Source organism: Stenotrophomonas sp. YJH_SMC_122 (assembly GCF_059369535.1).
In genome coordinates this window covers 1-24,403 of sequence record NZ_JCAFST010000008.1, presented here as the reverse complement: position 1 = coordinate 24,403, position 24,403 = coordinate 1, and the positions used below count along the sequence as shown (strand labels likewise).

The 24,403-nt window shown below is 67.8% G+C and carries 16 protein-coding genes and 1 pseudogene; 9 read left to right on the top strand and 8 right to left on the bottom strand.

Going from position 1 to position 24,403, the window contains the following annotated elements:
• Nucleotides 1-58: 58 nt before the first annotated feature.
• Nucleotides 59-1,228, bottom strand: a complete 1,170-nt coding sequence (locus AC5P66_RS12140; RefSeq protein WP_049411689.1) for an OprO/OprP family phosphate-selective porin — start codon at nucleotides 1,226-1,228, stop codon at nucleotides 59-61.
• 331 nt (nucleotides 1,229-1,559) lie between these two features.
• On the opposite strand from AC5P66_RS12140, the gene AC5P66_RS12135 reads away from it, so the two are divergent.
• Nucleotides 1,560-2,903, top strand: a complete 1,344-nt coding sequence (locus tag AC5P66_RS12135) for a dicarboxylate/amino acid:cation symporter (RefSeq protein WP_099495286.1) — start codon at nucleotides 1,560-1,562, stop codon at nucleotides 2,901-2,903.
• Nucleotides 2,904-3,132: 229 nt separating this feature from the next.
• Nucleotides 3,133-5,424 carry an NADP-dependent malic enzyme gene (locus tag AC5P66_RS12130; RefSeq protein WP_005419150.1) on the top strand — a complete coding sequence of 764 codons (2,292 nt, stop codon included), beginning with the start codon at nucleotides 3,133-3,135 and terminating at the stop codon, nucleotides 5,422-5,424.
• Between the two features lie 392 nt (nucleotides 5,425-5,816).
• On the opposite strand, the gene AC5P66_RS12125 is transcribed toward AC5P66_RS12130, so the two are convergent.
• Together AC5P66_RS12125 and AC5P66_RS12120 are read right to left on the bottom strand one after the other, a co-directional pair.
• Nucleotides 5,817-6,560 (bottom strand): basic secretory protein-like protein, encoded by a 744-nt coding sequence (locus AC5P66_RS12125; RefSeq protein ID WP_099495284.1) that lies wholly within the window; start codon nucleotides 6,558-6,560, stop codon nucleotides 5,817-5,819.
• Entirely contained in the window at nucleotides 6,557-9,901 is a 3,345-nt protein-coding gene (locus AC5P66_RS12120; RefSeq protein ID WP_494542156.1) for a GH92 family glycosyl hydrolase, read from the bottom strand. Before AC5P66_RS12120 ends, AC5P66_RS12125 begins: the two co-directional genes overlap by 4 nt.
• Nucleotides 9,902-10,319: 418 nt before the next feature.
• Here AC5P66_RS12120 and AC5P66_RS12115 point away from each other — a divergent pair, with 418 nt between their 5' ends.
• The 3 genes from AC5P66_RS12115 to AC5P66_RS12105 are packed head-to-tail and all read left to right on the top strand — an operon-like array spanning nucleotide 10,320 to nucleotide 12,960.
• Nucleotides 10,320-10,517 (top strand): zinc-finger domain-containing protein, encoded by a 198-nt coding sequence (locus AC5P66_RS12115; RefSeq protein WP_005410967.1) that lies wholly within the window; start codon nucleotides 10,320-10,322, stop codon nucleotides 10,515-10,517.
• Nucleotides 10,518-10,532: 15 nt separating this feature from the next.
• On the top strand, nucleotides 10,533-11,648 hold the full coding sequence (locus AC5P66_RS12110; RefSeq protein WP_494542154.1) for a glycosyltransferase: 1,116 nt from the start codon (nucleotides 10,533-10,535) through the stop codon (nucleotides 11,646-11,648).
• On the top strand, nucleotides 11,629-12,960 hold the full coding sequence (locus tag AC5P66_RS12105) for an O-antigen ligase family protein (protein WP_049440945.1): 1,332 nt from the start codon (nucleotides 11,629-11,631) through the stop codon (nucleotides 12,958-12,960). Before AC5P66_RS12110 ends, AC5P66_RS12105 begins: the two co-directional genes overlap by 20 nt.
• Nucleotides 12,961-13,061: 101 nt before the next feature.
• On the opposite strand, the gene AC5P66_RS12100 is transcribed toward AC5P66_RS12105, so the two are convergent.
• Nucleotides 13,062-13,979 (bottom strand): LpxL/LpxP family Kdo(2)-lipid IV(A) lauroyl/palmitoleoyl acyltransferase, encoded by a 918-nt coding sequence (locus AC5P66_RS12100; protein ID WP_099485843.1) that lies wholly within the window; start codon nucleotides 13,977-13,979, stop codon nucleotides 13,062-13,064.
• 60 nt (nucleotides 13,980-14,039) lie between these two features.
• On the opposite strand from AC5P66_RS12100, the gene waaA reads away from it, so the two are divergent.
• Both waaA and AC5P66_RS12090 read left to right on the top strand, forming a co-directional pair.
• Nucleotides 14,040-15,338 carry a lipid IV(A) 3-deoxy-D-manno-octulosonic acid transferase gene (waaA, locus tag AC5P66_RS12095; RefSeq protein ID WP_049416687.1) on the top strand — a complete coding sequence of 433 codons (1,299 nt, stop codon included), beginning with the start codon at nucleotides 14,040-14,042 and terminating at the stop codon, nucleotides 15,336-15,338.
• 271 nt (nucleotides 15,339-15,609) lie between these two features.
• Nucleotides 15,610-16,809, top strand: coding sequence for an APC family permease (locus tag AC5P66_RS12090; RefSeq protein WP_428993119.1), 1,200 nt, complete (start codon nucleotides 15,610-15,612; stop codon nucleotides 16,807-16,809).
• 95 nt (nucleotides 16,810-16,904) lie between these two features.
• Here AC5P66_RS12090 and AC5P66_RS12085 read toward each other — a convergent pair whose 3' ends face one another.
• From AC5P66_RS12085 to AC5P66_RS12075, 3 genes are all read right to left on the bottom strand, one after another.
• Nucleotides 16,905-18,263 carry a TolC family outer membrane protein gene (locus AC5P66_RS12085; protein ID WP_049416692.1) on the bottom strand — a complete coding sequence of 453 codons (1,359 nt, stop codon included), beginning with the start codon at nucleotides 18,261-18,263 and terminating at the stop codon, nucleotides 16,905-16,907.
• Nucleotides 18,264-18,279: 16 nt separating this feature from the next.
• Nucleotides 18,280-18,927, bottom strand: a complete 648-nt coding sequence (locus tag AC5P66_RS12080) for a protein-L-isoaspartate O-methyltransferase family protein (RefSeq protein WP_049416694.1) — start codon at nucleotides 18,925-18,927, stop codon at nucleotides 18,280-18,282.
• 135 nt (nucleotides 18,928-19,062) lie between these two features.
• Nucleotides 19,063-19,743, bottom strand: coding sequence for a TetR/AcrR family transcriptional regulator (locus AC5P66_RS12075; RefSeq protein WP_049416696.1), 681 nt, complete (start codon nucleotides 19,741-19,743; stop codon nucleotides 19,063-19,065).
• 120 nt (nucleotides 19,744-19,863) lie between these two features.
• On the opposite strand from AC5P66_RS12075, the gene AC5P66_RS12070 reads away from it, so the two are divergent.
• Nucleotides 19,864-20,994, top strand: a complete 1,131-nt coding sequence (locus AC5P66_RS12070; protein ID WP_099495281.1) for an efflux RND transporter periplasmic adaptor subunit — start codon at nucleotides 19,864-19,866, stop codon at nucleotides 20,992-20,994.
• Between the two features lie 4 nt (nucleotides 20,995-20,998).
• The gene (locus AC5P66_RS12065) at nucleotides 20,999-24,160 is read left to right on the top strand and encodes an efflux RND transporter permease subunit (protein ID WP_049440949.1); all 3,162 of its coding nucleotides are present in this window, start codon (nucleotides 20,999-21,001) and stop codon (nucleotides 24,158-24,160) included.
• A 130-nt stretch (nucleotides 24,161-24,290) separates the two neighbouring features.
• Here the strand turns inward: AC5P66_RS12065 and AC5P66_RS12060 are convergent.
• Nucleotides 24,291-24,403, bottom strand: a pseudogene (locus AC5P66_RS12060) (IS110 family transposase); the annotation flags it as partial.

Sequence of the window (24,403 nt, the reverse complement as noted above, 5' to 3'; positions counted from 1 at the left end):
TCTACGCAGGGCCGGCGGGCGTGGCGTGCACGCCCGCCGGGGTCTGACGTGGAAGGGGTCAGAAGTGCATCTGCGCGCGCAGTTCGAAGATCTCCGGCGTGCTGTGCACGCCACGACGGCTGGCGTCGACCTTCACGTAGTTGGCCTGGAACTTGAAGTGGCTGGTCAGGTACCAGTTCGCGCCCAACGTCAGGTCGTGCTGGCGGCCACCGAGGATGTCGCCATCGTCGAGGTCCAGGCGGCTGTAGCGCGCCACCAGTTCCACTGCACCGTAGTTGTGCGCCGGCTTGATGTTGGCCACCGCGCCAGCGTTGTACGGGCGCGATTCGCCGGTCAGCACCCAGCTGGCCATCGCGTACTGGCCGCTGCCGGTGAAGTCGGGCTTGCCGTCATGGCGGGTGACCGTCGCGCGCAGCGCTTCGGCCTGCAGCGAGAACGGGCCGTGGATCCAGATGCCTTCCAGGCCGGTGCGGCGGATCTGGTCGGCGGTGACCAGCGCGCCGGAATCGACGTAGCGGATGTCGGTCAGGCCGGCTTCCGGGCGCGCGCGCAGGCGGGCGCTGGCCTCGTGGTGCACGTCGCGGCCATCGCTGTAGCCGCGTGGGTTCTCCTGCGAGTAGGCCAGGCCCAGGTGGATAACGTCACCCGGTGCCTTCACCGGCGTCCACACCGCACGCACCGCCTGGGTGGTGCCGGGGTTGTCGCCCTGCAGGTCCTTGCCGCCATAGGCGCCGGCCTGCAGCAGGTACTGCGGGCGCTCCAGCACCCATTCCACACCGGTACGGCGACCTTCGTAGAAGGCCTGCACCGGCAGCGAGGTTTCCAGGAAGCTGCCGGCACGCGAGGACGTGTTCGCGTCCAGGCCGACCGGGGTCTTCATGTAGCCGAAGCGGAAGCGGCCGATGTCGCGGCCGAAGAAGGCCTTGCTCTCGAAGCGCACGAACACGTCCAGCCAGGTATCGGCCTGGAAGTCGTAGTAGACCATCGCGTCGTACACGCCCTTCTTCTTCAGCGTCGCACCGAATTCCTTGCGGCGCACGGCGTCGTCGTCCTCGAGGCCACTGGCCGAGGAAAAGTCGTTGTAGTCGTAGGCGATGTTGGCGGTGGCCGCCAGTTCGGTGCCATCCCCGAAGGTGTACCTGGTCGGCCAGTTGTCGAAATCCGCAGCCGAAGCGAAGGCGGGTAGGGCGGCCAGCGACAGGGCCAGCAAGGTGGGATTCGGGCGCATGTTGGGTGCGGCTCTCTCAGATTGCGTGTGGACAGGACATCAACGGCCGCAGGGGCCGAAACTTTCGCAGGGACATGCCCAGCCGTTCAGCCCGGGCCACCGGCCTTCCCGTTTCTGGGCGGTGCGGCGCCAGTGTAGGCACCTGTGCCACCTGAACCGGGGGGCTAGTACCAATAGGTTATCTGCGCCGGCGTGCCTGGCGCGTACAAAGGCGTCCATTGGTCGCACCCCTGTGCGTGCTGTACAGGACCTGCGATCAGTTTCCACGGTAACGGTTCCCGTGCAGTCCCGGGACCGTACGTGCCTGAAAACGCCCCTTCCGGAGTCCGCCATGCACATCCCGACCGCAGCAGCGGTGCCTGCAAAGCCGTTGCCGATCTATCGCCAGCTGTACTTCCAGGTGATCGTGGCGATCGTCCTGGGTGCCATCCTCGGCCACTACGAACCGCTGGTTGGCGAGAAGATGAAGCCGCTCGGCGATGCCTTCATCAACCTGGTGAAGATGATCATCGCGCCGGTGATCTTCCTCACCATCGTCACCGGCATCGCCAGCATGACCCACCTGCGCACGGTGGGCCGCGTGTTCGCCAAGGCGATGGCGTACTTCCTGTTCTTCTCCACGCTGGCGCTGATCGTCGGCATGATCGTGGCGCACGTGGTGCAGCCCGGCGCGGGCATGAACATCAACCCGGCCGAGCTGGACCAGACTGCAGTGCACAGCTACGTCGAGAAGTCGCATGACCTGACCCTGGTCGGCTTCCTGATGGACATTATTCCGAAGACGCTGCTCAGTGCCTTTGTCGATGGCAACATCCTGCAGGTGCTGTTCGTGGCCGTGCTGTTCGGCATCGCGCTGGCGATGGTGGGCGAGAAGGGCAAGCCGGTGCTGAATTTCCTGGAGGCGCTGGTCGCCCCGGTGTTCAAGCTGGTGCATATCCTGATGAAGGCCGCCCCGATCGGCGCCTTTGGTGCGATCGCCTTCACCATCGGCAAGTACGGCGTCGGTTCGCTGATCAACCTGGCCTGGCTGGTCGGCTCGTTCTACCTCACCGCCTTCCTGTTCGTGGCGGTGATCCTCGGTGTGGTCTGCCGCCTGTGCGGCTTCTCGGTGTTCAAGCTGGCGCGCTACCTGAAGGCCGAACTGCTGCTGGTGCTTGGCACGTCCTCGTCGGAGTCGGCGCTGCCGTCGCTGATGGAGAAGATGGAACGCGCCGGCTGCAGCAAGTCGGTGGTGGGCCTGGTGGTCCCGACCGGCTACTCGTTCAACCTGGACGGCACCAACATCTACATGACCCTGGCGGCGCTGTTCATCGCCCAGGCCACCAACACCGAACTGACCCTGGGCCACCAGATCGCGCTGCTGCTGGTCGCCATGCTCAGCTCCAAGGGCGCGGCCGGCGTCACCGGCGCCGGCTTCATCACCCTGGCCGCCACCCTGGCGGTGGTGCCGGAGGTGCCGGTGGCTGGCATGGCGCTGATCCTGGGCGTGGACCGCTTCATGAGCGAATGCCGCTCGCTGACCAATTTCATCGGCAATGCGGTGGCCACCGTGGTGGTCTCGCGCTGGGAAGGCGCGCTGGACCGCAACCGCCTGCAGCTGGCGCTGGATGGCCGCGAGAGCGAACTGCCGCCGCCGGTCGATGCGCTGCCCGAGGCGCTGCCGGCCAAGGGCTGATCCAGGTGTGTGGTACCGCGGGGCCGGTCACGTCAGTGGTACGGCCCCGCGGCGTTTCAGGGCGTCCCATGGCTGTCATGGGCAGCGCCGATGCTGGTCTGGGCTCCCGTCGCATACGGTACGGAATTGTGCGGTCGCAGCATGGTTGCGACAGGATAGCGACAGGTCCAGACGCTCCAACGGGGGTATGATCCCCTGTCCCTTCTGCCCATTCATGTAACCCACATCGATGTCCAACGAAGATTTCAAACAGGCCGCCCTCGATTACCACCGGATGTCCCCGCCGGGAAAGATCAAGGTTTCCGCTACCAAGCCCATGCTGACCCAGCGCGACCTGTCGCTGGCGTATTCGCCGGGCGTGGCGTATGCCTGTGAAGCGATCAAGGCCGACCCGCAGCAGGCCAGCGAGCTGACCGCCCGCGGCAACCTGGTGGCGGTGATCTCCAACGGCACCGCGGTGCTGGGCCTGGGCAACATCGGCGCGCTGGCCGGCAAGCCGGTGATGGAAGGCAAGGGCGTGCTGTTCCAGAAGTTCGCCGGCATCGATGTGTTCGACATCGAGGTGGATGAAACCGACCCGGACAAGCTGGTCGACATCATCGCCTCGCTGGAACCGACCTTCGGCGGCATCAACCTGGAAGACATCAAGGCGCCGGAGTGCTTCGTGGTCGAGCGCAAGCTGCGCGAGCGCATGAAGATCCCGGTGTTCCATGACGACCAGCACGGCACGGCGATCATCGTCGGCGCGGCCGTGCTCAACGCGATGGCGATCACCGGCAAGAAGATCGAGGAAGTGAAGCTGGCGACCACGGGCATGGGCGCGGCCGGCATTTCCTGCGTGAACATGCTGGTCCAGCTGGGCCTGAAGCCGGAGAACATCCTGGCCTTCGACCGCGAGGGCGTGATCCACACCGGTCGTACCGACCTGGACCCGGAAAAGCAGCGCTATGCGCGCGACACCGACAAGCGCACCCTGGCCGAGATCGTCGACGGCGCGGACATCTTCCTGGGCCTGTCGGCACCGGGCATCCTGACCGCCGACATGGTCAAGACCATGGCGCCGGACCCGGTGATCTTCGCGCTGGCCAACCCGACCCCGGAAATCATGCCGGAGGTGGCGCGCGCCGCGCGTCCGGACGCGATCATCGGCACCGGCCGTTCGGACTACCCGAACCAGGTCAACAACGTGCTGTGCTTCCCGTACCTGTTCCGTGGTGCGCTGGACGTGGGCGCCACCGCGATCAACGAGGAAATGAAGATCGCCTGCGTGCGCGCCATCGCCGCGCTGGCGCGCCGCGCGGCCACCGACATGGGCTCGGCCTACGGCGGTGAGACCCCGAGCTTCGGCCGTGAATACCTGATCCCGCGCCCGTTCGACCGCCGCCTGCTGGTGGAACTGTCGGCCGCCGTGGCCCAGGCCGCGATGGATTCGGGCGTGGCTTCGCGCCCGATCGAGGACATGGGCGCCTACCGCGACAAGCTGGCCCAGTTCGTCTACCGCACCAGCCTGATGATGAAGCCGGTGTACGACCGCGCCCGCAGCGACAAGCAGCGCGTGGTGTACGCCGAGGGCGAAGAGGAAGTGGTGCTACAGGCGGTGCAGAACGTGGTCGATGACGGCCTGGCGCATCCGATCCTGATCGGCCGCCCGGAAGTGATCGAGTCGCGCATCGAGCGCCTCGGCCTGCGCCTGAAGATCGGCGAGAACGTTGAAGTCACCAACATCAACGACGACCCGCGCTTCAACGAATACTGGCAGTACTACCACGGCCTGACCGGGCGCCGTGGCGTGACCGTGGCTGCGGCGAAGAACCTGATGCGTTCGCGCCCGACCCTGATCGCAGCGGTGATGGTCGCCCGTGGCGAAGCCGATGCGATGCTGACCGGCATCGTCGGCCGCTTCCACAAGAAGCTGGGCTACGTGCGCAGCGTGCTGCCGCTGGAGCCGAAGGTCACCTCGACCTCGGCGATGACCGGCGTGATCAACCAGCAGGGCGTGTTCTTCTTCGTCGATACCCACGTGCAGGAAGATCCGACCGCCGAGCAGCTGTGCGAGGCGACCCTGCAGGCGGCCTATCGCATGAAGCTGTTCGGCATCGAGCCGAAGGTGGCGCTGCTGTCGCACTCCAACTTCGGCAGCCATGATTCGAAGGATGCGCTGAAGATGCGCCAGGTGCGCGAGCTGCTGCTCAAGCGCAACCCGCGCCTGAACGTGGATGGCGAAATGCAGGGCGACACCGCATGGGATGAAGCGCTGCGCCAGAAGCTGCTGCCGGGCTCGACCCTGCAGGGCCGCGCCAACCTGTTCGTGCTGCCGAACCTGGAAGCGGCCAACATCGCCTACAACCTGGTGCGCGTGTTCACCGACGGCGTGGCGATCGGCCCGATCCTGATGGGCGTGAACAAGCCGGTGCACATCCTGACCACCAGCGCGACCTCGCGCCGGATCCTGAACATGACCGCCATTGCGGCGGTCGATGCGCAGATCAGGAAGCAGCTGGAAGCGGAAAAGAAGGCATAAGCCTTCTTTCCAGCGACAGCTGCGGAAACGCGCCCCACGGGGCGCGTTTTTGTTTCCGCGCAGCGGAAACGGGTAGTGCCGGCCGCTGGCCGGCAACCCCAATCGTGTTCAGATACACGACGGCAGCCGGCCAGCGGCCGGTCCTACTCCGGTCTGTGCCACACGCGCTACGCCGCCCGGTCATTTCCCTGCAACGCCGCTGCGGCCCAATACGCCCACGCGGCCCGGCCGTGGGAAGGGACCGGACCGGCCTTCCCACCCTGGGCCCGACCAACTTCCCATCGGCGAGGGTGTCATGCGCAGTCGAGTGGCGCGGCGGTACTTCCAGCAGCTGTTCGCGCTGTACGCCGGTTTCGTGCAGTCGCGCTGAGGCGCCGGCGACAGCGGGGGCGTCAGCGCCGCTTGCCGCGGCGTGCAGGGGCCGGCGGCGGAGCGTCGGAACGCGGCTTGGCGTACTGCGCCCACAGCGCCGGCAGTGCCTTGCCGGTGTGCTTCTGCCACAGCGCCGGTGCATAGCGGCCGTCGCGCAGGGCCTTGTCCAGTGCCAGCACCAGGCCCGGATGTTCGGCGTCGGCCCATTTCAGGAACGCACCGGTGACACGGTAGCCGCTGTCGAAGTTCTGCCCCTTCTCGACCTTGCCCGGCAGTGCCCAGCCCGCAGCGGCATTGTCCATGCCGTAGCGGTCGCGTGCGTAGTCGGCGATGCCCTCCACCAGCCAACCCGGCACCCGTGCGTCGCCATAGCCCGGATAGCCCTGCACGATGTGCATGGCCTCATGGGTGACCAGGTCGATGTCGTTGGGGTGCTGCGCCAGCCAACCCGGGTTGATGGTGATCGTTGCGGCCTGGTCCTTGTCACCGACGAAGGCGATCCCGGTGTAGTCCGGGTCGATCACGATGCGCACCATCGACGGCGCGGCCGGGTGGAAGTCCGCACGTTCGCGCAGGTAGGCGAAGTAGAACGTATCGATGATCCGCTTGCGCTGCGGCGCGGCCAGGGCGCCACGGGCGTCCTGGTAGTTCAGCGTCACGCCGTCGCGGGTCAGCTGCGCATCAAAGGCCTGGGTCTGGCCGAAGCTGGAGAAGGAAAGGGCAACAAGGGCCAGAGGCAGCAGACGGTAGCGCATGGGGCTCATTGTACGGCGCTGGGCGCCAACAGTTCGATCTCCGCCAGCGGCAGCCGGCCCGGTGCGGCCAGGCGCAGCCGATACTCGCTGTAACGACCGGGTTTGGCGATGCGGAACGGTCGGGTCTGGCGGGCAGACTCGAACGCTTCGCCGCTGCGCTGGTCGATCACCATCCAGCGGCCGTTGCCACTGCGCGCTTCCAGCGTCCATTCGCCGCCCTGGATGCGGCCGTCACCGCTGGTGAGCGTATACATGGTCGGCGCGCCGTCGCCCAGGCCGGTCAGTGCGATGGTTGCGCCGCCGCCCAGGCCGACGGTGGTGGCCGCATCGTCATCGACCAGCGCCGGCAGGGCGCGGCCATCGGCCAGCGTCGCCTTGGCGCCACTGCCGAGCAGGTCGTGCAGCAGCTGCGGGCGCTGGCCCCGCGCGGTCAGCGAGCGCGGCACGTCATCCACGCCGCTGCCCCAGCGCGACGGCTGCGGCCCCATCACGAAGTCCAGCGTCGCGCCCTTGGCGATCAGCTCGTGCGGCACCCAGGTCTTCGTCCACGGCTTGCCATTGATCTTCAGCGACTGCACGTAGACGTTCTCGCGTGAGTTGTTGGCCGCGTTCACGGCCAGCACCGCGCCGCCCTGCAGTTCCACCCTCGCATGTTCGAATGCCGGTGAACCGATCACGTACTCCGGGGCGCCCATGCGCAGCGGGTACAGGCCCAGCGAGGCCAGCACGTACCACGCGGAGGTCTCGCCGTTGTCCTCGTCGCCCGGATAGCCCTGGCCGATCTCGCTGCCGACGTACAGCCGCGACAGGATCTCGCGCACGTGCTGCTGGGTCTTCCACGGCTGCCCGGCGTACAGGTACATCCATGGGATGTGGTGCGCCGGCTGGTTGCTGTGCGCGTACATGCCCATGCGCACATCGCGCGCTTCGGTCATCTCGTGGATGGTGCCGCCGTAGGATCCGGCAAACGCGGGGTCGGCGGTTTCCGGCGTGGAGAAGAAGGTATCCAGCTTCGCTGCCAGCTTGTCACGGCCACCATAGAGCGCGGCGAGTCCTTCGCCATCGTGGACGGCGGTGAAGGCGAAGGTCCAGCCATTGGATTCGGTGTAGTCGTGGCCCCACACGCGCGGGTCGTAGGCCCTGGCGTCCACGCGCCACTGGCCATCGGCCTTGCGGCCCTGGAAGAAGCCGGCGGCCGGATCGAACATCGTCGCGTAGCTGGCGGCGCGATGGCGGAAGTAGTCGGCCTCGGTGCTGTAGCGCTCGCGTGCGGCCGGCGTGGTCGCGCGCCTGGCCAGGGCCTCGGCCATGTTGGCGATGCCGAAGTCATTCAGTGCGCCTTCCATCGTCCACGACATGCCTTCGTGCACGTCCGCGCTGGCGTAGCCACGGAAGGTCGAACGGTCCATGCCCTTGCGGCCGACATGGCGGTCGGGGGGGACCACGGTCGCGTTCTTCAGCGCGGCGGCGTAGGCCTCGGCCGGATCGAAGCCGCCGATGCCCTTCAGCCACGCATCGGCGAAGGCCACGTCCGAACTGGTGCCGACCATCAGGTCGGCGTAGCCCGGCGACGACCAGCGTGCGATCCAGCCACCGGCTCGGTACTGCTCGATGAAGCCCTGCACCATCTGCCCGGCATCGTCCGGCGTGAACAGTGCATAGGCCGGCCAAGTGGTGCGGAAGGTGTCCCAGAAGCCGTTGTTGACGAACACCTTGCCATCGCGCACGCCAGTGAAGCTGCGGTTCGCGCTGCCCTCGGTGTTGTCGTCGCTGGCGCTGGCCTGGTTGGCGTAGCGCCAGTCAGGCGCGGCCGCGCTGCCGGCATTCTCGTGGCCGGAGTTGGGGTACAGGTACAGCCGGTACAGGCTGGAGTACAGCGTGGTCTTCTGGTCGTCACTGGCATCGCCGATGTCGAAGCGGGCCAGGCGCGCGTCCCATGCATCCTGCGCACGGCCGGCCACGCTTTCCAGCGTGTCGGCGGCGGAGATTTCCAGCGCCAGGTTGTGACGCGCCTGTTCCAGCGAGATCAGCGAGGTGGCGATGCGCATCGTCACCTGCCGGTCGCTGCCGGCATCGAACTTGATGTAACCGGTCGGGCGGCCGGTCTCGAGGCGGCCGCTGCTGCGCCACGGCTTGTCGAAGCTGGCCACCACGTACATGCGGCTGGCGCCGTTGGACAGGCCGCTGCGCGTATCGGTATAGCCGCTGAGGGTCTGCGTGGCCGTGTCCAGGGTCAGGCCGCCACGCGCATCGACATTGTCGAACAGCAGGTTGGCGTCACCGCCCTCGGGGAACTCGAAGCGGAACAGCGCGGCATGGTCGGTCGGTGCGATGGCAGCAGCGATGCCATTGTCGAAGCGCACGTCGTAGCGGTACGGGCGCGCGCTTTCATGACGGCGGTCGAACGACAGCGCGCGCTTGCTGCGGTCGGCCTCCGGCACGCCACGGCTGGCCGAGGGCATCACCTGGAAGGTCTGGCGGTCGCCCATCCACGGGCTGGGCTGGTGGCTGAGTGCCAGCGCCTGCAGCTGTGGGCGGTTCTGCGCATCGTTCTGTTCGTTCCAGCGGTACAGCCAGTTCAGTGCGCCGGCGTCGGTCACCGGGGTCCAGAAGTTGAACCCGTGCGGCACCGCCGTGGCCGGGAAATTGTTGCCGCGCGAGAAGGTGCCGTTGGCCTGGGTGCCGCGGGTGGTCAGCACCCAGTCGGAGACGCGCTGCGGCCGCTGCCGCGGTTGGGTATCCAGGCGCACGTCATCAATCCAGCCAGAGACCGGCGCGCCCTCGGCACTGGCCACCTCCAGCTCGATCGCCACCACGCGGCGGCCCTTCAGCGTGGGCACGTCGCCCAGCCGCACCGCCTTGCGGGCCCACTGCTGCGGGTACAGCGTCTTCGATTCGCCCTGCGCGCGCGCGCCGATCGCCACGCCATGCTGGTCGCGTGCCGCACCGGCCGAAACGCGGCTGCCATCATCCAGCAGCAGGTCCAGCGATACATAGGTCGAGGCGACGGTGTCCTTGCCGACGATTTCCGGCAGCACCAGCCACGACAGCGTGGTATCGGCCTCGATGGGCAGGTCGGCCTTGAACAGTTCGCGCCGCGCGCTGCCGCCTTCGCTGCTGTAGCGCAGCGCATGCAGGCCGCTGTAGCCGGCGTTGCGCTTGGCGGCGTAGGGCGCGGCCGGTCCATTGCCGATCGTGACCTGAAGCGCACCGGTGGCCTGCGCCGGGGCAGGTTCGCCCGGTTCGAACGAGGTCTGCAGCCCCTGCGCCAGCACCGGCATCGCAGGGGTCGCACAGGCCAGGGCCAGGGCGAGCGGAAGCAGGGCGCGGCGCGGATCGGACAGGGTCATGCAAGGGTCTCCCGGAAGGGCTGGCGGCGGGCGAACCCGCATCGGCGGATACCACGGACAGCATCGCTCCGCCCGCCAGGCTGGCAGTGGAAGAGGCGATGCCGGTCCGGTGGGGGCGGGCCATGCGATCGGGTTGGATTGGGTGGGTCGGGGTGCGACCTGGCCCGATCCTGCAACAGCCGCCGCGCGCTGGCAAGTGCCATTTAGTTCGATCCAAATGCGGGAAATATCGCTGGAGCCGATTCTGGCGAGCCCACCTGCCGGAACAGCCGCAGAATTCCCGTGGCGGCCATCGCGCCGCGTGCCGCGCGCAGCTACGCGACCTTCGCAGGAGCGCGTAGAGGCCCGTTGCGGCGCAATGTCGTTGCGGCCCAGATGCTAGAATCACGGGCCTCGCAACCCGTTCACCGAATCCGCCATGAGCCATACCGCCACCGCGCCCGCCAACGCCGAGAAGCGCTACACCGTGCACCGCAGCGATCTGCCGTTGAGCTGCCCGACCCCGGAAATGGCGCTGTGGAACTCGCATCCGCGCGTGTACCTGCCGATCGAAGACGAGCCCAACGGCGAAGCGCAGTGCCCGTACTGCGGTTCCGTGTTCGTGCTGGCCGACTAAACGGCGGCCCCTTCGATGCGCCGATTGACCGTGGTGCAGTTGCTGCCGGCGCTGCACTCCGGTGGTGTCGAGCGCTCGACCCTGGAAATCGCTGCGGCCCTGGTTGCCGCCGGCCATCGCGCGCTGGTGGTGTCTGCCGGTGGCCGCCTGGTGCAGCCGCTGCTGGACAGCGGTGCCGAGCACCTCTCCCTGGACATCGGCCGGAAGTCGGTGCTGACCCTGCGCCATCTGCCGACCCTGCGTCGGCTGTTTGCCGAAGTGGGCGCGGACATCGTGCATGCCCGTTCGCGGCTGCCGGCCTGGTTGGGCCTGTACGCGATCCGCGCCATGCCCGCCGCACAGCGCCCGCATTGGGTGACCACCGTGCACGGGTTGAACTCGCCCAGCCGCTACAGCGCGGTGATGACCAGTGGCGAACGCGTGATCTGCGTCTCCAACACCGTGCGCGCCTACGTGCAGCGCCATTACCCGACGGTGCCGGAAGACAACCTGCAGGTCATACCGCGGGGTGTGGATGTCGGCCAGTTCCCGCGCGTGGCGCGCGCCGACCGCCGCCCGCGGCTGGCCCTGGCGGCCGACTACCCGTGGCTGGCCCAGGTCGAAGGCCCGCTGCTGCTGCTGCCGGGGCGCGGCACCCGGCTGAAGGGGCACGCCCACGCGCTGCAGCTGCTGGCCGACGTGCGTGCCGCCGGCGTGCCTGCCCAGCTGTGGATGCTGGGCACCGACGAACCCGGGCGCGAGGCCTACGTGGCTGACCTGCGCCGCCAGGCCGCGGTACTGGGCGTGGCCGAGGCCGTACAGATCAGCACGCCTACCGTCCGCATCGCCCAGGCCTACGCCGCCAGCGATCTGGTGCTGCAGCTGTCGGACAAGCCGGAAGCCTTTGGCCGCACCGTGGTCGAGGCGCTGTCGGTCGGCCGCCCGGTGCTGGGTTGGGACCATGGTGGCGTCGGCGAACTGCTGCAGCAGCTGCAGCCCAACGGTGCGGTGCCGCTCGGCGACGCGCGCGCGCTGGGTGAACGTGCGCTGGCCCTGCTGGCGCAGCCGCCGTCCCTGCCGACCCGCATCCCGTTTACCCTGCAGGCCATGCAGCGCGATACCCTCCGCCTCTATGCCGATCTCGCCGGCTGACCCCGCTGCCATCGTGCGCGACGACCGTGCCGGGCGCTGGGCGCCCTGGTGGGTGCTGGCGTACGTGGCGATGTGGCCGCTGCCGGGCATTGCCGAAACCGTGCTGGGCCTTGGCGCGCTCTATGCTGCCGCGCGCATGGTGATGCGCCGGCTGCAGCGCCGCCCGCACCTGTTGAGCACGGCGGCGTGGGCGCTGACCTCGATCCTGTTCCTCGGCTACTGGCTGCCGCAGGCGTTTTCGGCCATCGATGCGATCGACCCTTCGGCCTCGTGGACCAAGGCGGCCGCCGGACTGCGCTACCTGCCCTTCATGTGGCTGGTGGCGATCGCGGTGGCCACGCCGGAACGGCGGCGCCTGACCTTCGGTGGCCTGGCGCTGATCACCGGCGCGTGGACGCTGGATGCGCTGGTGCAGGCGCTGGCTGGCACCAGCCCGTGGTTCTGGTCGCTGGAACACCTGAAGCTGGCCGTGAGTGGCCACGCGTTGTGCCCGGCCGACGAAGCCGCACTGGCCGACCGCCTCAGTGGCGCGCTTGGGCCCTGCAATCTGAAATTCGGCCAGGTGCTGGCCAGCCTGTCACCGTTCCTGCTGCTGCCGATGGCACGGCGTTTCGGCAATGCAGGGTGGTTGCTGGCCGCTGCCGCACTGGGATGCGTGCTGCTGCTGGCAGGCTCGCGCGCCTCGTGGATCACCTTTGTGCTGGTGCTGGCCTACAGCGGCGTGCGCCAGTTCGGCTGGAAGCGGCTGCTGCTGCTGGCCCTGGTGGCAGCGCTGGGCACGGCCGCACTGACAGCGGGCGTGCCGCAGCTGCGCGAGCGTGTTGCGCGCACGGCACAGGCATGGAACGAAGACGGGCAGGGCGTTGACGAGGCGCTTTCGGGCCGCGCGCGCATCTGGACCGCGGCGGTGTGCATGATCGAGGGGCATCCGGTCAACGGTGTCGGTGCGCGCGGCTTCCGCGATGCGTATCCGGCCTGCGTGTCAGATGAGGGCCCCGCCGTGTGGGGCAACCAACCGGCGTTGCACGCCCACCAGATCGTGCTGGAAATCCTTGCCGAGACCGGCGTTCTGGGCCTGCTGCTGTGGTTGGCGGCGGTGGCGCAGGCCTGGCGGGCCTGGCGCTATGCTCCGGCGGCTGCGCGTGATCGGGCCCGACCGGCGATGCTGGCGCTGGCGGTCACGGTGTTCCCGCTCAATACGCACCTGGCGTTCTATTCCGCGTTCTGGGGCGGCCTGACCGTGCTGCTGGCGGCCCTGTTCGCCGGCAGTCTGCTGGCCCGCGAATCGGACGAATCTCCGCCGATGCAGTAGTTGCCAACCTTGGTGGGCTCCCCGGGACCGGCCTCGGTTCATCCGGCGCCAACCAAGGTTGGCGACTACCGCGAGGACGCCGGCCCTTCCACCGCATCCGGCTATTTGTAGAAATCGCTCCGGCCGCCCGGCTGGCGCTTGAAGCGGCGGTGGATCCACAGGTACTGGTCGGGAGCCTCTCGCACCATCGCTTCGATGGCCTGGTTGACCCGGGTGGTATCGGCTTCCACATCCTCGCTGGGGAAGTTCTCCAGCGGCGCGCCGATCTTCAGGAAGTACTTTCCGCCTTCGCGACGGTGGAAGTACGGAATCACCGCACAGCCGGTCATGCGTGCCAACTGATGGGTGGCGGTGATGGTCGAAGCGGTGTGGCCGAAGAACGGCACGAACACGGTGTCCTTGCCCCGCATGTCCTGGTCTGGCGCGTACCAGAGGAAGCCGCCCTTCTTCAGGTGGCGCACGGTCGCGCGGATGTCCTCGTTGGCGAACATCGCCTTGGCATAGCGCAGGCGGCCGAACTTCACCGCCCACTCGTACACCGGGTTCTTGTGCTTGCGGTACATGCCTGAAAGATCGACGTAGTCGCACAGCAGGCGGCCGCACATTTCCAGGGTCATGAAGTGGCCGGAGACCAGCAGGACGCCGCGGCCTTCGGCCTGCATCTGCCGCAGGTGTTCCAGGCCTTCGATCCGTACCTGCGGGCGGATGCTGTCGATGCTGCCCCACCAGGCGCGGATGCACTCGAACACGCCGACGCCCAGCGCATCGAAACTGTCGCGCACCAGGCGCTGCCGCCACGCTTCGTCCTTCTCGGGGAAGCACAGCTGCAGGTTGACCTCGGCGGCGCGGCGGCGGCTGCCGAGCAGGCGCCAGGTGATCCAGCCGACGCCCCGGCCCAGCGCGCGCTGCAGCATCCACGGCAGGCGGGCGATGGCGAAGGCGCCGAGCATGGCGGCGAACATCGGCCAGTTGCGCGGATCGCGCAGCGACGGGCGGACGGCGGTGGAGGCATCTGACATGGGGCCATTCTACCAAGGCGGCCGCGTGTCTTTCCCGGGGGGCTCCCGTATCCTTGCCGCATGCGTAAAGACCCTGTCGAATGGATCCTGCGCGGCCTGTACTCGGTCGTGCTCTACATCCTGCTGCCGATCACCGTGTACCACCTGGTCTGGCGCGGCTTCCGGGTCCGTGAGTACTTCCGGCGCTGGGACGAACGCTACGCCTCCTATCCGCAGCCGACCGGCCAGCCGCGGGTGTGGCTGCACGCGGTCTCGGTGGGCGAGGTCAATGCCGCCGCGCCGCTGGTCAATGCCCTTCGCCAGCAGCGCCCGGACATCCGCTGGGTCATCACCACCATCACTCCGACCGGCTCCGAGCGCGTGCGTGCGCTCTGGGGCGACGCGCTGGACCATGTCTACCTGCCGTACGACGTGCCGGGCAGCGTCAACCGCTTCCTCGGCCATTTCCAGCCCAGCCTGGCGCTGATCCTGGAAACCGAGTTGTGGCCGAACATGCTGTTCGGCTGCCGTGACCGTGGTGTTCCGGTCTACATCCTCAATGCCCGGTTGTCGGCGCGTTCGCTGCGCGGCTACCGGCTGCTGGCCGCATTGATCCGCCGCGCCCTGCGCACCGTCACCTGCGTGGCCGCGCAGTCGCAGGACGATGCCGAGCGCTTCGTGCAGCTGGGGGCGGAGCCCGGCCAGGTGCAGGCACTGGGCAACCTGAAGTTCGACATCACCACGCCGGACGTGCAGGGCTTCGTCGAACAGTTCCATGCACGGGTGCCGGGCGCGCGCCCGGTATGGATCGCCGCCAGTACCCATGATGGCGAAGAACAGGCGGTGATCGACCTGCACCGGCGCCTGCGCCAGCAGCATCCGGATCTGCTGCTGCTGTGGGCACCGCGCCATCCCGAACGTTTCGCGAAGGTGGAAGCGCTGGCGCGCGAACAGGGCTGGAGCGTGGCGACCCGCCGCGTGGACCAGTGGCCGCACGCCGCCACAGACGTGTTCGTCATCGATACCCTCGGCGAGCTGATGCCGTTCTACGCCTGCGCCCAGGTCGCCTTCGTCGGCGGCAGCCTGCAGGCCATCGGTGGCCACAACCTGCTGGAGCCCGCTGCGATGGGAACCGCGGCGGTGACCGGCCCGCACCTGCACAACTTCGCGGAAATCTCCCGGCGCATGCGCGAGGCCGGTGCGCTGCTGATCGGCGAAGATGCGCAGGCGGTGGGCGACCTGCTGCAGCATCTGCTTGAAGATGCGCAGGCCCGCGAAGACATGGCGCGTGCGGGTTGCACGTTGGTCAGCAATGGCCGTGGCGCGCTGCAGCGCACGCTTGCGCTGGTCGCACCGCATCTGCCACCACCGCGCGAGTGATCCCGGCGTTGCTGCGTCGGCGGCGCTGCGCAGCGTTGTCGTGATCAACTTCATCAATTCTGCTTAGCGACGATTTTTCTGTCGTTGCTGGACCGACCCTGCCGATGGCAGCGTGCCTGCCATCACATCGTGGCGCACGCAGCACCGATTCCGATTCCGCAGGACGACGCAGGCTGCCAGCCTGCTGTCGACCGCGCTTGGGCGGATATCAAGGGAACTTGCGATGGACGGCGACAGGGGCAGGGACGGCACCGGTGGGGCGCGCTTGGGGATGGACCACCTGGCTGTGGTGGCACTGACGCTGCTGGTGGGCGGCAGTGTGATCGCGCTGGTGGGCCAGCACACGGCGGCACAGGCGGGCCCCGCCATCGTGCTGAGCCTGTTGCTGGCCGCACTGGGGGCTGGCCTGGTGCTGTGCTGCCTGCAGGATCTGGTGCTGCGACTGCCGGTGGCCAATGGCCTGTACGGGCTGCTGGCCGCCAGCTGGGGGCCACGGGTGGCCGTCGTTCTGGGCGCGATCCTGTTGCTTGAGCTGATGGCGACCACGGCGGGCGCGGCACAGTCCATGGCCCGCCATGTACATGCCGTGCTGGCTACCGGAGGCCTCCATGCCAACGACTGGCTGCCCGTGCAGGTAGCGGCGGCCGTGGGTCTGCTGATGTTGACCGCGCTCGCGTTGCTGCCGCCGCGGGGTGTGGCCCTGGCGGCTTGTGCGCTGCTGACGGTGAAGATCGGTGTGGGGGTGCTGCTGCTGGCGCTGGCGGCGCGTCACGTGCACTACGGGCATTGGGTTCCCTGGCTGCCTCCGGCGACGGCGCCATATCGCTTCGGGCTGGGGGGGGTGCTGGCGGCTGCGGTGCCGCTGCTGGGCATATTTGCCAGCGTGGGCCTGGCACTGGGCTTTCCTGCGCTGCGCCGCCAGGGCGCGATGTGGCAGCCGGCGGTGCTGGCGCTGGTCTCGTTGCTGGCGATGCTGCTGCTGATCGTGCTGGCAGCATTGCAGGCCGGGCTGGTCGAGTTCTCCGCGCTCGCCAGTACCCGGCCACTGGCCGTGGCGCTGCAGGTGCATCCCCAGCTGCAGTGGATGCTGCCATTGTTGCCCCTGGCCGGTGCAGCGGGCCTGGCCGCCCTGCAGTTGGTACTGCTGATGCTGGCCGTCCGGTTGGCCACATCGTTGTGGCTCCGCGCAGCTGACGCGGCGGGACGATCCCGCACGCGCCTGAGCGCAATGGTGGTTGGGCTGCCGGCGGTGATGCTGGTGCTGTGGCTGCCGCAGGGCACCTTGCCGGCGCTGCCGGGTCCAGCGACGCTGGTGGTGATGGCGGCGCTGTGCCTGGCGGTGCTGCGGCGTCGGGATGACACCCGGCAAGGCGCAGCCGGCTGCGGGCTGATGATGTCGATGCTGGCCCCCTTGGCAGCCGCGCTGTGCGTGCTTGCGGCGTTGGAACGCCTGCGCGCATGGCCGGGCTGACGGTTCGTGGGGCCACGCCGGGGACGAGCGCGTGGATGCACCACCTGCAAAAAAGCCACCCTCGCGGGTGGCTTTTTCGTTGCAGGGGCGACGACTCAGTGCGTGGTCGTGGCCGGGTTGCCCGCGTCCTGGGTCAGCAGTCGATTGACGTCCTGCAGTTCGGCCACGTCCAGCGCACCCAGCGACTGGCTCAGCAGCAGGCGGTTCTGCAGGAAGGTGTAGCGGGCCTGGGCATAGTCCAGCTGCGCCGAGAACAGGATGCGCTGGTTCTGGATCACATCCAGCACGGTACGGGTACCGACTTCCAGGCCGACCTGCGAAGCGTCGTACGCGCTCTGCGCCGAGACCACCGCCAGGCGGCGCGCTTCCACCTCGCTGATGCCCTGCACCAGGGTCTGGTAGGCATTGCGGGTATTGCGATCCAGGGCACGCTTCTGCTGCTCGTAGCCGTCCTGGGCGATGTCACGCTGCGCCAGCGCCTGGCGCACGCCGGACTGGGTGGCACCACCGGAGAAGATCGGCACGCTCAAGGTCAGGCCGATGCTGTTGGTGCGCGCATCCGGCGACAGCGATCCGGCACCGGTGCTGTCGCCCCAGGTGGCGCTCTTGCCCCAGCTGCCGCCCAGCGACAGGGTCGGGTAATGACCACCACGGGCAGCCTGCACGCCGGCTTCGGCGGCACTGACCTTCAGCTCCTGCGCCTTCAGCGCCGGATTCTGGGTGGTGGCCTGCTGCACCAGCTCGTCAATGTTGCCGCGGTTGGCCGGCACTTCCGGGCGGAAGTCCGTCGGCAGGCCACGCAGGTTGGTCACCGGCTGGCCGGTCAGTTCGGTCAGGGCCTGGTAGTTATCGGCCAGGGTGTTCTGCGCAATGATGGTGTTGGCGCGCGCCTGGTCGTACTGGGCGCGTGCTTCGTGCACGTCGGTGATCGGCGCCAGGCCCACTTCCAGGCGCTTGTCGGCGAAGTCGAACTGCTTCTTCGCGGCCGCTTCATTGGTCTGTGCGGCGTTCAGCGATTCGATCGCCACCAGCACGTTGAAGTAGGCCGCCGAGGTGCGCACGATCAGGTTGTCGTTGGCCGATTCGAGGGTGAAGTCCGCCGCCTTGCTCAGCTCACGCTGCGAGCGCAGGTTGTTGATCTGGGTCCAGTTGAACAGCGTCTGGCTGCCGTCGATCGTGTAGGTGCGGCGCTTGTTGGTGAACGAGCCGGAGTTGGCGTCGGCGTTCGGCTCGCTGCGCGTGCGGTTCAGCGCGGCCTGGCCGTTGATCTGCGGCAGCAGGGCGGCACGCGCCTGCACGGCGCCTTCCTTGTCGTACAGCCGGGTCGATTCGGCGGCCGACAGCTGCGGATCGCCGTTGCGGGCCATTTCGTAGACCTGCAGCAGGTCGGCGGCATGGGCGGACAACGGCAGCAGGGCAGTGGCCAGCGCAACAGCGAGGGATCGGCGGATCATTGCGGCTTCCTTGGACTCAGAGGTGGAACTGGGGGGCCGGGGCGGCACCACGCAGGTAATCGATATCGGTCTCGAACAGGGACTCGGAGCTGCCGTCGGCCTTGACCAGCAGGGCCTCCATCGCCGGCGAGCGGCCGTGGATCACGAACAGGCGGCCACCCGGACGCAGCCACGAGGCGAACTGTGACGGCACCACGTCGACCGCACCAGTGACACAGATCACGTCAAAGCGGCGTTCGGTCTGCCAGGACAGGGCATCGGCCACTTCCACGCGGACGTTGCTGCCCAGGCCGGAGGCGTCCAGGCGGGCACGCGCAGCGGCGGCCAGCTCCGGGTCGATTTCCAGGCTCAGCACATCGCGCGCCAGCGCGCCGATGCAGGCCGACAGGAAGCCGCTGCCCGTGCCGATTTCCAGTACTTCGTCACCCGGCTGCAGGTCCAGTGCCTGCAGGGTACGGCCCTCGATGACCGGCTTCATCATCTTCTGGCCGTGGCCGATCGGCAGTTCGACATCGGCGTAGGCCAGTGCCCGGTGTGCGTCGGCGACAAAGGCCTCGCGCGGCAGGCGGGCCAGGACGTCGAGCACCTTGATGTCCAGCACGTCCCAGGGACGGATCTGCTGTTCCACCATCAGTTCGCGGGCGTGGGCGTAATCAATCGTCATGAGGTTCAAATCCAGCGCAGTGGGCCGGCCATTTTACCGGTGCCGGAGGCCGGCGGCGCGCCCAGAGCATCAGCTGCCGGGGGCCGGGGTCGCAGTGCCGGAAGTCATCGCGACCTCCGGTTCGTTCAGTTTTGGTTATTCAGCCGGTCCGGCCCCTCGCGGCGCGTAGGCGCGCAGGAAGAAGTCGATGCTGGCGGTCACGTGGGCAAGAGGGTCGCATTCCACGGGTGACAGTGGCATGCCGCACATCATATGCATGTGCACTTCGCCCTTGACCAGGGTCAGGAACTGCTCGCCGGCCAGAGCACAGTCGGGGATATCCAGTTCGCCGCGCTCGGCGCGGGCGCGCAGGAAATCGGCCAGCGCCTCGCAGGTACGCTCGGGGCCGGCTTTCCAGAACAGCGCGCGCAGGCGTTCGTCGGTCTCCGGCGCCATCATCATGCGCTGGATCGAGATCGCCGCGTCGGAGGTGATCAGTTCAAAGAAGGCCAGACCGATGCCGATCAGCTGGTCGCGCAGCGGGCCGTCCGCGTCGGCTACGAACAACGCGTCGGGCAGCATTTCAATGCACTTTGACTGCACCGCCTCGGAGAACAGCGTTTCCTTGTCGCCGAAGTGGCTGTACACAGTCAGCTTCGAGACGCCGGCCTGAGCGGCGATGGTGTCCATGCTCACGCCGGTATACCCCTGTTCGATGAACAGTGCCTTGGCTGCTTCAAGGATCGCCGCGCGCTTGCCGAGGTCCTTGGGGCGCCCGGGTCCGGCGGCCTTGGCAGCGGGCTTGGCCGACGGCTTGCGGGAAGTGGGAGAACTCATCGCGACAATACTAGACCAAGCGGTTCGATATTTATACTATACCGACCGGTTTATTAAATTGGGCCGGCAGTCGCGGCTCCCTCCTTAAGTTGCAACCCTGCGTTTTCAGGACGTTGACCGATGAAGATCGTGCGCTGGATGGGCGGTATGGTGTGGATGGCTGCGCTGGCAGCCTGTTCGGGGCAGGAACAGGCGCCGGCGGCGGCCGTGCCGGTACTGGTGGTTCACCCCGGCGAGCAGGCCGGGCAGGCGCCGGCGGCGTTCCCGGGTACGGTGCGTGCGCGACAGGAAAGTCCGCTGTCGTTCCGCGTTGGCGGCAACCTGGTCAAGCGCCACGTCGATGCCGGGCAACGGGTGAAGAAGGGCGACGTGCTGGCCGAGCTGGACGTGGCCGACTTCGCGCTGCAGGCCCGTGCCTCGCAGGCACAGCTGGCGGCAGCCGAAGCCGATCTGGTGCGCGCCCGCGATGACCTCAAGCGTTACCAGGTGCTGGCCGACCAGCAGCTGGTCAGCCGCTCGCAGCTGGACCAGCAGTCCGCCGCGTTCAAGGCCGCGCAGGGCCAGGCCAATGCCGCTCGCGCCAACCTTGATGTGCTGCGCAACCAGGCCGGCTACGCACAGCTGCGTGCGCCGGCCGACGGTGTGATCGCCAGCCGCGAGGCCGAGGCCGGGCAGGTGGTGTCCGCCGGGCAGACCATTTTCAACCTGGCCGCCGACGGTGGCCGCGAAGTGCTGATCGACCTGCCCGAGGCCACCATCCGCGACTATGCGGTGGGCCAGCCGGTCGAGGTGGAGTTGTGGAACCGCCCCGGCCAGCGCCTGCCGGGCACGATCCGGGAGATCGCCGCCGCTGCCGATCCGCAGGCACGCACCTATGCGACCCGGGTGAGCCTGCCCGCCGATACGCTGGCCGACGTCGAACTGGGCCAGAGTGCCCGCGTCTACAGCAGCGCCGGCCGCCACGGCACCCTGCAGCTGCCGCTCGGCGCGCTGCAGCGCGGTGCCAATGGTGCCGCCAGCGTGTGGGTGGTCGATCCGGCCAACAGCACGCTGAAGGCCGCAACGGTTACCACCGGTGCGTTTGGCAGCGAGACGGTACCGGTACTGTCGGGCGTGAGCGGGGGTGACTGGGTGGTTGCTGCGGGTGGCCACCTGCTGCGGGCCGGTCAGCCGGTGATCGCCGTGGACCGGCAGAACCGTCCCGTGCTGAAGCCGGCTACGCCGGCCGCTGCCGCCAAGGCCAGGGAGTAAGCCGGTGCGCCGCTTCAATCTTTCCGAGTGGGCGTTGTCCAACCGCCCGCTGGTGCTGTTTGCGATGCTGGCCTTCGCGCTGATCGGCGCATGGTCGTACAAGCACCTGGGCCAGTCCGAGGACCCGCCGTTCACCTTCAAGGCGATGGTGGTGCGCACATTGTGGCCGGGGGCGACCGCCGAGCAGGTCTCGCGGCAGGTGACCGAGCCGCTCGAGAAGGCGCTGATGAATACCGGCGAGTACGAGTTCATCCGCTCGTACTCGCGCCCGGGCGAATCGCAGATCATCTTCATGGCGCGCGACAGCCTGCGTTCCAAGCAGATCCCGGACCTGTGGTACCAGGTGCGCAAGCGCGTGGGAGACATCCGCCCGACGCTGCCGCGCGAGATCGTCGGCCCGTTCTTCAACGATGAGTTCGGCGACACCTACGGGAACATCTATGCGTTGACCGGCAAGGGCTTCGACTACGCAGTGATGCGCGACTACGCCGACCGCATCCAGCTGGAACTGCAGCGCGTACCCGATGTCGGCAAGATCGACCTGGTCGGCCTGCAGGACGAGAAGGTGTGGATCGAACTGTCCAACACCCGGCTGGCAACGCTGGGTGTGTCGATGCAGCAGGTGCAGCAGGCGCTGGCCGACCAGAATGCGGTGACCGGCACCAGCTTCTTCGAGACCGCCACCGATCGCGTGCAGCTGCGGGTGACCGGCCAGTTCAACGACATCGAAGCGATCCGCCAGTTCCCGATCCGCGCCGGCGACCGCACCGTGCACCTGGGCGACATCGCCGAGGTCAAGCGCGGCTTCGCCGATCCGGCGTCGCCGAAGATGCGCTTCATGGGCGAAGAGGCGATCGGCTTGGCGGTGGCGATGAAGGATGGCGGTGACATCCTCAAGCTCGGCGCCAACCTCGATGCCGAGTTCGAGCGCCTGCAGAAGACCCTGCCGGCCGGCATGCAGCTGCGCAAGGTGTCCGACCAGCCGCAATCGGTGGAAGAGTCGGTCGGCGAGTTCGTGCAGGTGCTGACCGAGGCGGTGGTGATCGTGCTGCTGGTCAGCTTCTTCTCGCTGGGCCTGCGCACCGGCCTGGTGGTGGGCGTGACCATTCCGCTGGTGCTGGCGATGACCTTCTTCGTCATGCACTACTTCGACATCGGCCTGCACAAGATCTCGCTGGGTGCACTGGTGCTGGCGCTGGGCCTGCTGGTGGACGATGCGATCATCGCGGTGGAGATGATGGCCACCAAGATGGAGCAGGGCTACGACCGCCTGCGCGCCGCCAGTTTCGCCTGGGAGTCGACCGCGTTCCCGATGCTGACCGGCACCCTGATCACCGCGGCCGGCTTCCTGCCCATTGCCACTGCGGCATCGAGTACCGGTGAATACACCCGCTCGCTGTTCCAGGTGGTGACCATCGCGCTGGTGGTGTCGTGGATCGCAGCGGTGCTGTTCATCCCTTACCTGGGCGACAAGATGCTGCCGGACCTGTTCAATCCGCAGCCGCCGAAGCCGGGCAGCCTGTCCGCGCGCTGGCACGCCAAGCGCCAGCAGTGGGCCGACCGCTATCCGGCGCTGGCCAATCTGATCGCGCCGCCGCAGCACGGGCACGACCACGATCCGTACCAGCGCCCGTTCTATCGTAGCTTCCGTCGCTTCCTCGATACCTGCCTGCGGCATCGCTGGTGGGTGATCGCGGCGACCATCGGCCTGTTCGTGTTCTCGCTGATGATGTTCCGCTTCGTGCCGCAGCAGTTCTTCCCGGACTCGACCCGGCCGGAACTGATGGTGGACATCGAGCTGGCCGAGGGCGCCTCGCTGCGCTCGACCCAGGCCCAGGCCGAGAAGCTGGAGAAGCTGCTGTCCAGCCGCGAGGGCATTGCCAACTACGTGTCCTATGTGGGCACCGGTTCGCCGCGCTTCTACCTGCCGCTGGACCAGCAGCTGCCGGCGACCAACTTCGCCCAGTTCGTGGTGCTGGCCAAGGACATCACGTCGCGTGAAAGCACCCGCGACTGGCTGCTGCACGAGGTGATCCCGAAGTTCCCGGACGTGCAGATGCGCGTGACCCGCCTGGAGAACGGCCCGCCGGTCGGCTATCCGGTGCAGATGCGCATCTCCGGCGAGCACATCGAGAAGGTGCAGGCGATCGCGCGCCAGGTCGAGGCCAAGGTGCGGGAGAACCCGCACGTGATGAACGTCAACCTGGACTGGAGCGAGCCGAGCAAGGTGGTGCGCCTGGTGGTCGACCAGGAGCGCGCCCGCGCGCTGGGCGTGAGCAGCGCCCAGGTCAGCCAGTTCCTGTCCAGTTCGTTGGCCGGGCAATCGGTAAGCGTGTATCGCGAGGGCAATCGCCAGATCGAGATGCTGCTGCGCGGGCCGGCCGATGAGCGCAACCAGCTGGAGCTGCTGTCCAGCCTGTCGATGCCCACCGCCAACGGTGGCAGCATCACACTGTCGCAGGTGGCGACGATGGAGTACGGCTTCGAGGACGGCATCATCTGGCACCGCAACCGGTTGCCGACGGTGACCGTGCGCGCCGACATCAGTGATGGCATGCAGGCGCTGGACGTGGTGCATCAGATCCTGCCCACACTGGACGGCATCCGTGCCGAGCTGCCCAGTGGTTACCTGCTGGAAACCGGCGGTACCGTGGAGGATTCGGCGCGTGGCCAGAACTCAATCAAGGCCGGCATGCCGCTGTTCCTGGTGGTGGTGGCCACGCTGCTGATGCTGCAGCTGCGCAGCTTCTCGCGTGCAGCGATGGTGCTGGTGACCGCGCCGCTGGGCATCATCGGCGCGACGCTGTTCCTGCTGCTGTTCCGGGCGCCGTTCGGCTTCGTCGCGCTGCTGGGCACGATCGCACTGGCCGGCATGATCATGCGCAACTCGGTGATCCTGATCGACCAGATCCAGCAGGACATCGATGCCGGGCATGACCGCTGGCATTCGATCATCGATGCCACGGTGCGCCGCTTCCGCCCGATCGTGCTGACCGCACTGGCAGCCGTGCTGGCGATGATTCCGCTGTCGCGCAGCGCATTCTATGGCTCGATGGCGATCTCGATCATGGGTGGCCTGATCGTCGGTACGGTGCTGACCCTGGTGTTCCTGCCGGCGTTGTACGCGGCGTGGTTCCGGGTGAAGCCCGATGAATCCGGGGCGTGATGCCCCGGCGTCCACGGCCACCGCCTCAGGCAGGTGCCAACCTCGGTTGGCACGCATGCATCCACGCATGGCGCGGAGTGATCTGCTCGCGGGACCTGCTTGCTGTAGAGCCGAGATCCTATGTTCGTGGTCAAGCCTGCTGGAAGCAGGTTTGACCCACTTTCAGCATGGCCGGGTCAAAGTCCCGGCCGCTCTTGAAGACGCCCCAAGCGATCCTGGCCAGCTTTCTGGCGAGAATGTTGA